This window comes from Pseudomonas citronellolis, from assembly GCF_001586155.1.
In the GTDB taxonomy this organism is placed as follows: Bacteria; Pseudomonadota; Gammaproteobacteria; order Pseudomonadales; family Pseudomonadaceae; genus Pseudomonas; species Pseudomonas citronellolis.
Window position 1 is genome coordinate 5,953,977 of sequence record NZ_CP014158.1, and the last position, 12,862, is coordinate 5,966,838.

The 12,862-nt window shown below is 63.4% G+C and carries 11 protein-coding genes, 2 tRNA genes and 1 rRNA gene; 2 read left to right on the top strand and 12 right to left on the bottom strand.

The window, feature by feature from the left end:
• Positions 1-138: 138 nt before the first annotated feature.
• The 3 genes from PcP3B5_RS26075 to PcP3B5_RS26085 all read right to left on the bottom strand — a co-directional run bounded on the left by PcP3B5_RS26075 (position 139) and on the right by PcP3B5_RS26085 (position 1,923).
• A tRNA-Ala gene (locus PcP3B5_RS26075) sits at positions 139-214 on the bottom strand.
• Between the two features lie 15 nt (positions 215-229).
• Positions 230-306: transfer RNA gene (locus tag PcP3B5_RS26080), tRNA-Ile, on the bottom strand.
• A gap of 80 nt (positions 307-386) precedes the next feature.
• Positions 387-1,923 (bottom strand): 16S ribosomal RNA (locus PcP3B5_RS26085).
• 136 nt (positions 1,924-2,059) lie between these two features.
• Here PcP3B5_RS26085 and PcP3B5_RS31700 point away from each other — a divergent pair.
• Positions 2,060-2,332 (top strand): hypothetical protein, encoded by a 273-nt coding sequence (locus PcP3B5_RS31700; RefSeq protein WP_145923948.1) that lies wholly within the window; start codon positions 2,060-2,062, stop codon positions 2,330-2,332.
• Positions 2,333-2,458: 126 nt separating this feature from the next.
• Here PcP3B5_RS31700 and msrQ read toward each other — a convergent pair whose 3' ends face one another.
• The 6 genes from msrQ to PcP3B5_RS26115 all read right to left on the bottom strand — a co-directional run bounded on the left by msrQ (position 2,459) and on the right by PcP3B5_RS26115 (position 8,395).
• Positions 2,459-3,067 (bottom strand): protein-methionine-sulfoxide reductase heme-binding subunit MsrQ, encoded by a 609-nt coding sequence (gene msrQ, locus PcP3B5_RS26090; RefSeq protein WP_024128092.1) that lies wholly within the window; start codon positions 3,065-3,067, stop codon positions 2,459-2,461.
• 5 nt (positions 3,068-3,072) lie between these two features.
• On the bottom strand, positions 3,073-4,086 hold the full coding sequence (gene msrP, locus PcP3B5_RS26095; protein WP_061562781.1) for a protein-methionine-sulfoxide reductase catalytic subunit MsrP: 1,014 nt from the start codon (positions 4,084-4,086) through the stop codon (positions 3,073-3,075).
• Between the two features lie 62 nt (positions 4,087-4,148).
• Entirely contained in the window at positions 4,149-4,967 is an 819-nt protein-coding gene (pssA, locus tag PcP3B5_RS26100; RefSeq protein WP_009612935.1) for a CDP-diacylglycerol--serine O-phosphatidyltransferase, read from the bottom strand.
• A gap of 140 nt (positions 4,968-5,107) precedes the next feature.
• Entirely contained in the window at positions 5,108-6,124 is a 1,017-nt protein-coding gene (gene ilvC, locus PcP3B5_RS26105) for a ketol-acid reductoisomerase (RefSeq protein ID WP_009612937.1), read from the bottom strand.
• 46 nt (positions 6,125-6,170) lie between these two features.
• A complete protein-coding gene (gene ilvN, locus PcP3B5_RS26110; protein ID WP_009612939.1) occupies positions 6,171-6,662 on the bottom strand; it encodes an acetolactate synthase small subunit in 492 nt (163 codons plus the stop codon).
• Between the two features lie 2 nt (positions 6,663-6,664).
• Positions 6,665-8,395, bottom strand: a complete 1,731-nt coding sequence (locus tag PcP3B5_RS26115) for an acetolactate synthase 3 large subunit (RefSeq protein ID WP_043269074.1) — start codon at positions 8,393-8,395, stop codon at positions 6,665-6,667.
• 402 nt (positions 8,396-8,797) lie between these two features.
• Between PcP3B5_RS26115 and PcP3B5_RS26120 the strand changes: the two genes are divergently transcribed.
• A complete protein-coding gene (locus PcP3B5_RS26120; protein ID WP_009612942.1) occupies positions 8,798-9,244 on the top strand; it encodes a DUF4124 domain-containing protein in 447 nt (148 codons plus the stop codon).
• Between the two features lie 10 nt (positions 9,245-9,254).
• Here the strand turns inward: PcP3B5_RS26120 and PcP3B5_RS26125 are convergent, their stop codons facing one another.
• Genes PcP3B5_RS26125 through mrcB form a run of 3 tightly spaced genes read right to left on the bottom strand, consistent with a single transcriptional unit; the run spans position 9,255 to position 12,752 of the window.
• Positions 9,255-9,584, bottom strand: a complete 330-nt coding sequence (locus PcP3B5_RS26125; protein WP_009612949.1) for a YqcC family protein — start codon at positions 9,582-9,584, stop codon at positions 9,255-9,257.
• Positions 9,584-10,414 carry a hypothetical protein gene (locus tag PcP3B5_RS26130; RefSeq protein WP_061562782.1) on the bottom strand — a complete coding sequence of 277 codons (831 nt, stop codon included), beginning with the start codon at positions 10,412-10,414 and terminating at the stop codon, positions 9,584-9,586. The genes PcP3B5_RS26125 and PcP3B5_RS26130 overlap by 1 nt, the downstream gene beginning before the upstream one ends.
• A 16-nt stretch (positions 10,415-10,430) precedes the next feature.
• The gene (gene mrcB, locus PcP3B5_RS26135; RefSeq protein WP_009612951.1) at positions 10,431-12,752 is read right to left on the bottom strand and encodes a penicillin-binding protein 1B; all 2,322 of its coding nucleotides are present in this window, start codon (positions 12,750-12,752) and stop codon (positions 10,431-10,433) included.
• Positions 12,753-12,862 lie beyond the last annotated feature (110 nt).

Sequence of the window (12,862 nt, forward strand, 5' to 3'; positions counted from 1 at the left end):
CAATCCCCAGTGAAAGAGATCATTCAGTCTACTTCTATCACATACCCAAATTTTTAAAGAACGGTTCCGGTACAAAGACCAGACAGCAAGGTTCGTTTCTTCGAACATTCCTGTCTGAGCTTTACGACGATTTGGAGATGGTGGAGCCAAGGAGGATCGAACTCCTGACCTCCTGCGTGCAAAGCAGGCGCTCTCCCAGCTGAGCTATGGCCCCCTAATTTCCAACGATTGGTGGGTCTGGGCAGATTCGAACTGCCGACCTCACCCTTATCAGGGGTGCGCTCTAACCGACTGAGCTACAGACCCATATAGGGTTGCCTAACCGTCGCTTACCAGTGAATCAAGCAATTCGTGTGGGAGCTTATGAGAAAGCCGGGATCTTCGATTAAGGAGGTGATCCAGCCGCAGGTTCCCCTACGGCTACCTTGTTACGACTTCACCCCAGTCATGAATCACTCCGTGGTAACCGTCCCCCTTGCGGTTAGACTAGCTACTTCTGGAGCAACCCACTCCCATGGTGTGACGGGCGGTGTGTACAAGGCCCGGGAACGTATTCACCGTGACATTCTGATTCACGATTACTAGCGATTCCGACTTCACGCAGTCGAGTTGCAGACTGCGATCCGGACTACGATCGGTTTTCTGGGATTAGCTCCACCTCGCGGCTTGGCAACCCTCTGTACCGACCATTGTAGCACGTGTGTAGCCCTGGCCGTAAGGGCCATGATGACTTGACGTCATCCCCACCTTCCTCCGGTTTGTCACCGGCAGTCTCCTTAGAGTGCCCACCATAACGTGCTGGTAACTAAGGACAAGGGTTGCGCTCGTTACGGGACTTAACCCAACATCTCACGACACGAGCTGACGACAGCCATGCAGCACCTGTGTTCCGATTCCCGAAGGCACTCCCGCATCTCTGCAGGATTCCGGACATGTCAAGGCCAGGTAAGGTTCTTCGCGTTGCTTCGAATTAAACCACATGCTCCACCGCTTGTGCGGGCCCCCGTCAATTCATTTGAGTTTTAACCTTGCGGCCGTACTCCCCAGGCGGTCGACTTATCGCGTTAGCTGCGCCACTAAGATCTCAAGGATCCCAACGGCTAGTCGACATCGTTTACGGCGTGGACTACCAGGGTATCTAATCCTGTTTGCTCCCCACGCTTTCGCACCTCAGTGTCAGTATCAGTCCAGGTGGTCGCCTTCGCCACTGGTGTTCCTTCCTATATCTACGCATTTCACCGCTACACAGGAAATTCCACCACCCTCTACCGTACTCTAGTCAGGCAGTTATGGATGCAGTTCCCAGGTTGAGCCCGGGGATTTCACATCCATCTTACCAAACCACCTACGCGCGCTTTACGCCCAGTAATTCCGATTAACGCTTGCACCCTTCGTATTACCGCGGCTGCTGGCACGAAGTTAGCCGGTGCTTATTCTGTTGGTAACGTCAAAACAGCAAGGTATTAACTTACTGCCCTTCCTCCCAACTTAAAGTGCTTTACAATCCGAAGACCTTCTTCACACACGCGGCATGGCTGGATCAGGCTTTCGCCCATTGTCCAATATTCCCCACTGCTGCCTCCCGTAGGAGTCTGGACCGTGTCTCAGTTCCAGTGTGACTGATCATCCTCTCAGACCAGTTACGGATCGTCGCCTAGGTGAGCCATTACCCCACCTACTAGCTAATCCGACCTAGGCTCATCTGATAGCGTGAGGTCCGAAGATCCCCCACTTTCTCCCGTAGGACGTATGCGGTATTAGCGCTCCTTTCGGAACGTTGTCCCCCACTACCAGGCAGATTCCTAGGCATTACTCACCCGTCCGCCGCTGAATCCGGGAGCAAGCTCCCTTCATCCGCTCGACTTGCATGTGTTAGGCCTGCCGCCAGCGTTCAATCTGAGCCATGATCAAACTCTTCAGTTCAATACTGATCGGGTTTTGAGAAAACCCTAAACTTGGCTCAGCAATCGCAAAAAACTCTCGAATTCACGAGTGTTACTTGTGATGCTGATAATCTTGCGATCACCAGTCTTAACTCACAAGCACCCACACGAATTGCTTGATTCAACTTGTTAAAGAGCAGTTGGTTGACTCTTTCGTCTCAACCGAGGCCGCGCATTCTACGCCAACCTCTTATTTCGTCAAGCGTTATTTTCAGAATTTTTCGTTCCTACTCAACCGCTTGCGCTTTCGATCGACCGGAGCTTCTCGTCAGCGGGAGGCGAATTCTACAGCGATCAAACTCGCTGTCAAGCACCTCGGCGATCTTCCTTTTGGCTCGCTGCCGGAGCAGCTGTCGAACCCAAAGGCGGCGAGTGAATCACCGGCCTGATCACCACTCTCAACTTCTAACCCGCTTAAGTGCTTGATTTTCAAGCTCTTTCAGCGCTTCGTCGCTGGGAGTGGTGCGCATTATAGGGAGTTAAAACCCCCCGTCAACACTTTTCTGAAAGAATCTTCAGCGGGATGCGAAACGGGCCCGCAGCGCCGGCAATTGCCGCGCCACCGGCGGCAGGCGCAGCAACAGCAGGAATACGCCTATGGCGGCATATAGCGACCAGCGCTCGATGTCCGAACGCACCACCCACAGCATATGCAGGAGCCCCAGAGCGAGGATGACATAGACCAGCCGGTGCAGCTTCTTCCAGCCGCTGCCCAGTTTGCGCATGCTGTATTTGTTCGAGGTCAGGGCCAGCGGCAACAGGCCCAGGAAACCCAGGGTCCCGACGATTATGTAGGGCCGCTTGCGTAATTCGACGCCCAGTTGCGTCCAGTCCAGACCGAGGATGAACACCAGGTAGGCGCACAGGTGCAGGCATATATAGGTGAAACACCACAGGCCGAGCTGCCGGCGCACCAGGATCCAGCCGTTCCAGCGCGTCAGCCTCTGCAGCGGGGTCATGGCCAGAGTCAGCAGCAACAGGACCAGGCCGCCCTGCCCCAGGTTGTCGACCAGCGCCTTGCCCGGGTCGGGCCCCAGGGCGAAGATCCAGGCCAGGTACAGCCAGTAGAGCGGCGGTATCAGCGCCAGCAGGAATACGCTGGCGCGCCAGATGGGATTGCGCATCTGCATCAATAGTTCTTCCTCAGGTCCATCCCCGCGTACAGCGAGGCCACTTCGTCGGCGTAGCCATTGAACATGAGGGTGGGACGAACATTGGGGCTGAATAGTCCGCTGGGCAGGCGCCGCTCGCGAGCCTGGCTCCAGCGCGGGTGGTCCACCGTCGGGTTGACGTTGGCGTAGAAGCCGTACTCGTCGGGCGCCAGGCTTTCCCAGGTGGTCTTCGGCTGTTCGGCGACGAAGCTGATGCGGATGATCGACTTGGCGCCCTTGAAGCCGTACTTCCACGGCACGATCAGGCGCAGCGGCGCGCCGTTCTGGTTGGCCAGGATGCGGCCGTACATGCCCACGACGAGAATCGCCAGCGGGTGCATGGCCTCGTCCATCCGCAGGCCCTCCACGTAGGGCCAGTCGATCAGGGCGAAATTGGATTGCACGCCGGGCATGCGTTCGCGGTCGACCAGGGTTTCGAAGCGCAGGTACTTGGCGTTGCCCGTCGGCTCGACACGCTTGATCAGCTCCGACAGCGGGAAGCCGATCCAGGGGATGACCATCGACCAGGCCTCCACGCAGCGCAGGCGGTAGATGCGCTCTTCCAGCTGGTAGGGCTTGATGAAGTCCTCGAGGGCGTACTTGCCGGGCTTCGCCACCTCGCCATCGATCACCACCGACCAGGGCTCGGTCCTCAGCGCGCCGGCGTTGGCGGCCGGGTCGCCCTTGTCCGGGCCGAACTCGTAGAAGTTGTTGTAGGTGGTCGCATCCTTGAAGGGGGTGATGCTCTCCCCTTGCACGGTGACGGCATCCCATTTGATCGAGGGGAGCTTTTCGCTGAACCAGCCCGGCGTGCTGGCCGCGGCCTCGACATCGGCATAGCGGGAAGGATCGGCCAACCCCATGGCCGGCAGGCCGGCAAGGGCGGCGCCTGCCGCGCTGGCGGCGAGGAAACGGCGGCGGGAGAGGTAGAGGGCTTCGGGGGTGACTTCCGACTCGTGGCAAGCGGAAGGTCGGGCAATACGGATCAGCATGGCGGGCTCCGCAACGACTGGCTGTGTGCGCCAATAGACTGCGGAGCCCGGGGGAAATTACATCAGCTCGGACGGCGGCGGCGGCGCAATTGCAACAAGTATTGCACCGGACCGGACGCGGCATAAGCGAGGAACAGCAGCAGCAGGATGCGCGGCGGGTCGGTGAAGACCACGGCGAAGGCCAGCACCACCACCAGGATCGCCACGAAAGGCACGCGGCCACGCAGGTCGAGATCCTTGAAGCTGTGGTACTTGATGTTGCTGACCATCAGCATGCCGGCGGCGGCGACCATCAGCGCGACCAGCAGGGAGACCTTGGCGCCCTGGATGTCGAAGTCGGCGAAGGCCCACACGGTGCCGGCCACCAGGGCCGCGGCGGCCGGGCTGGCCAGGCCGATGAAGTAGCGCTTGTCGGCCTTGCCCACCTGGGTGTTGAAGCGCGCCAGGCGCAGCGCGGCGCCGGCCACATAGATGAAGGCGACCATCCAGCCGACCTTGCCCAGGCTGCTCAGCGCCCACTCGAAAGCGACCAGCGCCGGGGCCACGCCGAAGGCGACCATGTCCGACAGCGAGTCGTACTCGGCGCCGAAGGCGCTCTGGGTGTTGGTCAGGCGCGCAACGCGACCGTCCAGGCCATCCAGGACCATGGCGACGAAGATGGCGATGGCGGCGTTGGAGAAGTCGCCGCTCATGGCGTTGATGATGGCGTACAGGCCGGTGAACAGCGCCGCGGTGGTGAACAGGTTGGGCAGCAGGTAGATGCCGCGGTGGCGCACCTTGCGGCCGTCGGCGTCGTGCCCTTCCTCGACGTGCTCGTCGATGGGCAGCAGGCTTTCGGTTTCTTCGGAGGCCTTGTTCGGCTCCTCGGGACCTTCACTCATGGAGACTTCCTTAGGGAACTCAGCGGAAAAAGATCGAGCGCGGGGCACGGACGCCCTGGCGCACAGGCTTTATACCAGAACCCCGGGCAAGAACGAAAAAACGCGGCCGGGGCCGCGTTTCTTCGAGTGTCGCTAAGCCCTTAGTTCTTGGACTTGTCGACGATCTTGTTGGCGGCGATCCAGGGCATCATGGCGCGCAGCTGCTCGCCGATGACTTCGATGCCATGGGCCGCGTTGTTGCGGCGGTAGGCGGTCATCGACGGGTAGTTGGTGGCGCCTTCGCTGATGAACATCTTGGCGTATTCGCCGTTCTGGATGCGCTTGAGGGCATTGCGCATGGCAGCACGGGATTCGGCGTTGATGACTTCCGGGCCGGTCACGTACTCGCCGTACTCGGCGTTGTTGGAGATCGAGTAGTTCATGTTGGCGATGCCGCCTTCGTACATGAGGTCGACGATCAGCTTCAGTTCGTGCAGGCACTCGAAGTAGGCCATTTCCGGCGCATAGCCGGCTTCGACCAGGGTTTCGAAACCGGCTTTCACCAACTCGACGCAACCGCCGCAGAGAACGGCCTGCTCGCCGAACAGGTCGGTTTCGGTCTCGTCCTTGAAGGTGGTTTCGATGATGCCGGTACGGCCGCCGCCGACGCCGCAGGCGTAGGACAGGGCGACGTTCTTGGCATTGCCCGAAGCGTCCTGGTAGATGGCGATCAGGTCGGGGATGCCGCCGCCCTTGACGAACTCGGAACGCACGGTGTGGCCCGGAGCCTTCGGCGCGATCATGATCACGTCGAGGTCGGCGCGCGGTACGACCTGGTTGTAGTGGATGGAGAAGCCATGGGCGAAGGCCAGGGTAGCGCCCTTCTTCAGGTTCGGCTCGATCTCGTCCTTGTACAGGCGGCCCTGGAACTCGTCCGGGGTCAGGATCATCACCAGGTCGGCGGCGGCGACGGCGCTAGCCACGTCGGCCACTTTCAGGCCATGGTTCTGCGCCTTGACGGCGGACGGCGAGCCCGAACGCAGGCCGACGGTGACGTCGACGCCGGAGTCCTTCAGGTTGCAGGCATGGGCGTGGCCCTGGGAACCGTAACCGATGATGGCAACTTTCTTGCCCTGGATGATGGAGAGGTCACAGTCTTTATCGTAGAAAACGCGCATTTGGGTAATCCCCTGGTCTAGTGGCCTCGTGGGCCGTCTTTCAAATTCAGATGCTGAGAGTCTTGTCGCCGCGGGCGATGCCGGTCACGCCGGTGCGCACCGTCTCGATGATCGCAGCGGTACCGATGGCCTGGATGAAGCTGTCGAGCTTGTCGCTGGTGCCGGCCAACTGCACGGTGTAGACGCTGCTGGTGACGTCGACGATCTGCCCGCGGAAGATGTCGGTGGTGCGCTTGACCTCGGCGCGCTGGGCGCCGGTGGCCTTGATCTTCACCAGCATCAGCTCGCGCTCGATGTGGGCGCTTTCCGACAGGTTCACCAGCTTCACCACCTCGATCAGCTTGTTGAGGTTCTTGGTGATCTGCTCGATGACTTCGTCATGACCGGCCGTGGTCAGGGTGAGGCGCGACAGGGTCGGGTCCTCGGTCGGCGCCACGGTCAGGGTCTCGATGTTGTAGTTGCGCTGGGAGAACAGGCCGACCACGCGGGACAGCGCGCCGGGTTCGTTTTCCAGCAGCAGGGAAATGATGTGTCGCATGATCAGGTACGCTCCGTCTTGCTCAGCCACATGTCGCGCATCGCACCGCCGCGGATCTGCATCGGATAGACGTGCTCGCTGGTGTCGACCTGGATGTCGAGGAAGACCAGGCGGTTCTTCATGGCGAACGCCTCTTCCATCTTCGGCTTCAGGTCCTTGAGGTCGGTGATGCGCATACCGACGTGGCCATAGGCCTCGGCCAGCTTGACGAAGTCAGGCAGGGATTCCATGTAGGAGTGCGAGTAGCGGCTGTTGTACTGCATGTCCTGCCATTGGCGGACCATGCCCAGCGCACCGTTGTTCAGGTTGACGATCTTCACCGGCAGGTCGTACTGCAGGCAGGTCGACAGCTCCTGGATGTTCATCTGGATGCTGCCTTCGCCGGTCACGCAGGCCACGTCGGCCTCCGGGAAGTTCAGCTTCACGCCCATGGCCGCGGGGAAACCGAAGCCCATGGTGCCCAGGCCGCCGGAGTTGATCCAGCGATTGGGCTTGTTGAAGCGGTAGTACTGGGCGGCGAACATCTGGTGCTGGCCCACGTCGGAGGCCACGAAGGCGTCGCCGCCGGTGACTTCCCAGAGGGTCTCGATGACGCTCTGCGGCTTGATGATGCTGCCGTCGCCCTTGTCGTAGGGGAACAGGCCGCGGTTGCCGCGCCACTCGTCGATCTGCTTCCACCAAGCAGCCAGGGCTTCCTTGTTCGGAGTCTCGCCGATTTCCTTGAGGATGGTGGCCATCTCGGCCAGCACGCTGTCCACCGGGCCGACGATCGGGATGTCGGCCTTGACGGTCTTGGAGATCGAGGCCGGGTCGATGTCGACGTGGATGATCTTGGCGTTCGGGCAGAACTTGGCCGCGGTCTCGCCGTTGATGACGCGGTCATCGAAGCGCGCGCCGACGGCGAAGATCACGTCCGCGTGGTGCATCGCCAGGTTGGCGGTGTAGCTGCCGTGCATGCCGAGCATGCCGACGAACTGGCGGTCGTTGCCGGGGAAGCCGCCCAGGCCCATCAGGGTGTTGGTCACCGGGACGTTGAGCAGGCGCGCCACTTCGGTCAGCGGCTCGGAGGCATTGCCCATGATGACGCCGCCACCGGAATAGATGATCGGGCGCTTGGCCGACAGCAGCAGCTCGGCGGCCTTGCGGATCTGGCCGGAGTGGCCGCGGACCGCTGGGCTGTAGGAGCGCAGCTTGACCTTCTTCGGATAGGCGTACTCGAACTTCTGCGTCGGGTCGCCCATGTCCTTCGGAATGTCGATCACCACCGGGCCGGGACGGCCGGACTGGGCGATGTAGAAGGCCTTCTTGATGACCTCGGGGATTTCCGAAGGGTGCTTGATGATGAAGCTGTGCTTCACGATCGGCCGGGAAATGCCGACCATGTCGGTTTCCTGGAAGGCGTCGGTGCCGACCATGTTGCTCGACACCTGGCCGGAGATCACCACCATCGGGATGGAGTCCATGTAGGCGGTGGCGATGCCGGTGATGGCGTTGGTCGCGCCGGGGCCGGAGGTCACCAGGACCACGCCGGGCTTGCCGGTGGCGCGGGCATAGCCGTCGGCCATGTGGGTAGCGGCCTGCTCGTGACGCACGAGGATGTGGGTCACGTCGTTCTCTTTGAAGAGAGCGTCGTAGATGTGCAGGAGGGCACCGCCCGGGTACCCGTAGATGTACTTAACGCCTTCGTCACGCAACGAGCGGACGACCATTTCAGCGCCGGATAAAAGCTCCACGTTGTCACCTCTAGAACGCTAAACGATCTCCCAGGGGCGGGGGACCGAAACTTGGTTGGCTGCCCGGCAGACAATTGGGCGAATGTAATCGCCGGCTACGTCGACTGCCGAATGAGCAGAACTTGGAGGCGCACCTGGTGTGTTACGGAGGGCCTCCACCCAGCGCGAGGTAACGCGAAGCAGGGTGAAACTTAGCGGCGCGGGTAGCGCCTCTTGTCTGCCGAGTAAAACCAGCTTGCGGCCGGCCCACTGCAGCGAACCTTGGATTCTTCTGATTCGGCCGCGTCAAGTCAAGCCATATATGGATTTGTGTCTAACGCAGGTTGTGATCTTTCTCTGCGGACGCATCGACACTTTTGGTTATAGTTACCCGCAGTTTCCGCATCCAAGGACCGAAATCGCATGCGACGGACGATTGTGATGGGCGCTCTGATGTTCGCCCTGAGTGCTCCGCTGATGGCCGCCCAGGTATACAAGTGGGTCGACGCCCAGGGCGTCACGCATTTTGGCGCGCAGCCGCCGCAGGGCGCCGAAGCCGCCACCGTGGACACCAAGGTCGCCCCGCCGCCCTCGGGCTTCCCGCTGCCGCCCAGGCCGGCTCCCGCGCCGGCGCCTTCGGCCAGCGACAAGCAGAAGGCCGCCGACGAGAAGGTGCGCCAGGAGGTCGCCCAGCAGGAGGCCGAGCGCGCGCGTTACTGCGACACCCTGCGGACCAACCTGGCGCAATTGAAGAACAACCCGCGGGTGCGGGTGGCCGACGACGACGGCGAGATGCGGCGCATCCCGGAAGAAGAGCGGCAGGCCCGCATCACCCAGACCGAGCAGGACCTGCAGAAGAACTGCAACTGACAGGCGCGGCTCAGGGCGCCTCGCCGATCAGCCGGTCGAACTCGCCCAGGGCCTCGAACAGGGCGTGCATGTGCTCGCCCTCGTCCACGTAAACCATTTCGGCGATGGCGCGGATGCCCGAGGCGCGCGGCAGCTGCGCGCCCGTCTCGATGATCAGCTTCATGCGCGGCAGGAAGATCCACTGCAGCCATTCCTCCAACTCCAGCGTATCCACGCAGAACGGCTCCTGGCTGGCCAGCGCCTCCTCCGAGGGCGGCTGTTCCCCCCACAGCGACAGCGCGCGCAGCTCCCGCTCGATCAGCAGGAGCTGGTCGGCCACGGCCGGCAGGCGATCGTCCATCACAGCGTTGCCTTGGCGTTCTGCCGCGCGGTGGCCGCGCCGGCCGCGTCACCCTGGGCTTCGCGGGCCTTGGCGATCACGTCCCACAGGCTGGCCTGCAGCGTCGGCCGGCCATTGGCCAGCGACAGGCCGCGGCGCGCCACCTGTTCGGCCTGGGCGGCATCGCCCTGGGCCAGGCGCACCTGGGCGAGCTTGTAGAGCACCTGCGGCTCGCGTGGGGCGATGCGCTGGGCGCGCTCCAGGCTGGCCGAGGCGCCGTTGAGGTCGCCGCCGCCCTGCTGTTGCTGAGCGGTGGTGAGCAGCGCCAGGACCGGGCCATCGAGCTGCTCGTCGGCGGCCAGCGGCGCGTTGCGCGAGGGAATGCCCGACGGCGCCTGCACCGGCGCGGCCGGGGCCTGCTGCTGGTAGCTGGGCTGTTGCTGCTGGTAGACCGGCTGCTGGTAGGTCTGCTGGCTGAAACCGCCGGTGGCGCTGATGTTGCTCGGCGCGCTGGCGGCGGGGGCCGCGGGGACGCTGCCGGATTGCACGCCCGGGGTGATCGGGCCGGTGGAGATCGGCGCTGCGCCAGTCTGCGCCGGGAAGGTCTGGATCGGTGCCATGCCGGCATCCTGGGGCACCATCACGGTCACGCCGGAATCACCCGCCGGCTGCGATGCCGCGCTCGGCGCGGTGCTGGCATTGGCCGGGCGATTGGCATTGGAATAGCCGACCCGCTCCTGGTTGGACACCGAGGTGCCGGAATCCCGCACCGGGATGGCGCCCTGCTGCGGGGAAGCGCAGCCGGACAGCACGGCCGCGGCGGCAGCCACGGCAAACCACGCGTTTTTCACTTCGAATCCTCTCGCCTCAGTTCAGCCAGCCACGGACCCAGTCCATGACCTCGCCGGCCGGCGTCTGGTTGTTGCCACAGCCGGCGCCGGGCGCCGGCTCGCTTCCGCGAATATAGGGCATCTGCACGGCGCCCGGACAATTGGCGTCGCTGCCCTGGCCGGTACGCGGATCGACCCAGGCCATGCTGACATTATCCGGCATCGGCATGTCCAGCGGCAGGGGGTCGGCCTTGCGCATGAAGCTGGTCCAGATCTGCAACGCGCCGGTGGCGCCGGTGAAGGGCGTCTTGCCGTTGTCGTCGCGGCCCAGCCAGACCACCGCCAGCAGGTCCTGGCCGAAACCGGAGAACCAGCTGTCGCGGGAGTCGTTGGTGGTGCCGGTCTTGCCCGCCAGGGTCAGGTTCGACGGCAGCTGGTTGTAGGCCGAGCGCGCGGTGCCCTCGCGCATCACCCGCTGCATGGCGTTCTGCAGCAGGTAGATGGAGCCCGAGTCGAAGCGCTGCTGGACCTGGAACGGATAGCGCTTGAGCGGCTGGCCGTCGGCGGCGACCACGCTGCGGATGCTGCGCAGCGGGGTGTTGAAGCCGCCGCTGGCGATGGTCTGGTACATGGTCGCCACCTGCATCGGCGTCATGGCGCCGGCGCCCAGCAGCATCGACGGGTAGGCCGGCCAGTCCACCTGCACGCCCAGACGTTCGAGGGTCTTGAGCACGTTGGGCACGCCCAGGTCCAGGCCCAGCTTGGCGGTGGACAGGTTCAGCGAACGCGCCAGCCCCTGGTAGAGGAAGATGGTGCCGTTGGAGCTGCCTTCGTAGTTCTTCGGCGTCCACACCTGGCCGTCCTTGCCCTTGATGGAGAACGGCTGGTCCTGGATCCAGGTGGTCAGGGTGTACTGGCTGGGCCGTTCGAGGGCGGTCAGGTAGACCGCCGGCTTGACCAGCGAGCCGATCGGCCGGGTGGCGTCCACCGCGCGGTTGAAGCCGGCGAAGCGCGAATCGCGGCTGCCGATCAGCGCCTGCACCTCGCCGGTCTCCGGATTGGTCACGACCATCGCGGTTTCCGTCTGGTCCAGGCCCTTGCGCCCGGCGAAGCGCTTGAAGGTCTCGCTGACCGCGGTTTCCGCCTTGTACTGCAGGATGGGGTCGAAGCTGGTGAAGATGCGCAGACCTTCCTCGGTCAGGTCTTCCTCGCGGTAGTCCTGGCGCAGCTGGCGCTTCACCAGGTCGAGGAACGCCGGGTACGAGCTGTTGGCCATGCTGCCCTGGCGCGTCACGCCCAGGGGCGCCTGCTTGGCCGCCGCGGCCTGCTCGGGGGTGATCACGCCCTGCTCGGCGAGCACGTCGAGCACCACGTTGCGCCGCTCCATGGCGCGCTCCGGGTTGCGCCGCGGGTTGTAGTAGGACGGCCCCTTGACCATGCCCACCAGCAGCGCGATCTGCGGCAGCTTGAGCTCGGCCAGCGGCTGGCTGAAGAAGTACTGGCTGGCCAGGCCGAAGCCGTTCACCGAACGCTGGCCGTCCTGGCCGAGGAACACCTCGTTGAGGTAGCCCTCGAGGATCTCGCGCTTGTCGTAGTGCAGCTCCAGCAGCACCGCCATCATGGCTTCGGTGAGCTTGCGGCTGAGGCTGCGCTCGTTGGTCAGGAAGAAGTTCTTCACCAGCTGCTGGGTCAGGGTGCTGCCGCCCTGGCGCAGCTGCCCGGCGCTGGCGTTGACCCAGACGGCGCGGGCGATGGACTTCAGCGAGACGCCGTGGTGGGACCAGAAGTCGCGGTCTTCCACCGCCACCAGGGTGTCGACCAGGTACGGCGGCACCTCGTCCAGCTTGATGAGGATGCGGTCTTCGTTGTGCGAGGGGTACATGCCGCCGATCAGCAGCGGCTCCATGCGCGCCACGTCCAGCTTGGAACCGTCGGCGCGGGACAGGCCGGCCACGTAGTCGCCCGAGAAACGCACGCGGATGCGCTGCGCGGGCTCGGCGCCCTCGTAGAACTGGAAGCCGCGGGTATTGAGGTCGACCGTGCCGCCGGACACGGCCACCATGCCCGGGCCGCTGACCGTGCCGTCGCGGCGGTAGCCCAGGGCGCCGAGTTCCTGGAGGAAGTCGTCCTTGTTCAGCTTCAGGCCGACGAACAGCTCCAGCGGCCGGGCATAGACCTTGGCCGGGATGGTCCAGCGCTTGCCGGAGAACTTCTCCTGCACGACCGCATCGAGGTACACGGCGAAACCGGCCAGCACGACCAGGCCGACGAGGCTGAGCTTGAGCAGCCAGCCCAGCCACTTGCGCGACGGAGCTGCTTTTTGATTCTTACGGGAACGGGGGGATCGGGGACGCGTCATGGCGGCGCATTATACGTACTTTATCCACAGGGGACAGACGCCGCGCGAGGCGGTGTCCGGGCTCTGTCGCAGGCGCGCGGAAGTGCCCCGGCCAAAGCGACGCAGCTTCG

Bases quoted from the DNA above. Each gene is read 5' to 3' on its own strand.
- msrQ (WP_024128092.1), bottom strand. From the start codon at position 3,067: ATGCGCAATCCCATCTGGCGCGCCAGCGTATTCCTGCTGGCGCTGATA.
- msrP (WP_061562781.1), bottom strand. From the start codon at position 4,086: ATGCTGATCCGTATTGCCCGACCTTCCGCTTGCCACGAGTCGGAAGTC.
- pssA (WP_009612935.1), bottom strand. From the start codon at position 4,967: ATGAGTGAAGGTCCCGAGGAGCCGAACAAGGCCTCCGAAGAAACCGAA.
- ilvC (WP_009612937.1), bottom strand. From the start codon at position 6,124: ATGCGCGTTTTCTACGATAAAGACTGTGACCTCTCCATCATCCAGGGC.
- ilvN (WP_009612939.1), bottom strand. From the start codon at position 6,662: ATGCGACACATCATTTCCCTGCTGCTGGAAAACGAACCCGGCGCGCTG.
- PcP3B5_RS26120 (WP_009612942.1), top strand. From the start codon at position 8,798: ATGCGACGGACGATTGTGATGGGCGCTCTGATGTTCGCCCTGAGTGCT.
- PcP3B5_RS26125 (WP_009612949.1), bottom strand. From the start codon at position 9,584: ATGGACGATCGCCTGCCGGCCGTGGCCGACCAGCTCCTGCTGATCGAG.
- mrcB (WP_009612951.1), bottom strand. From the start codon at position 12,752: ATGACGCGTCCCCGATCCCCCCGTTCCCGTAAGAATCAAAAAGCAGCT.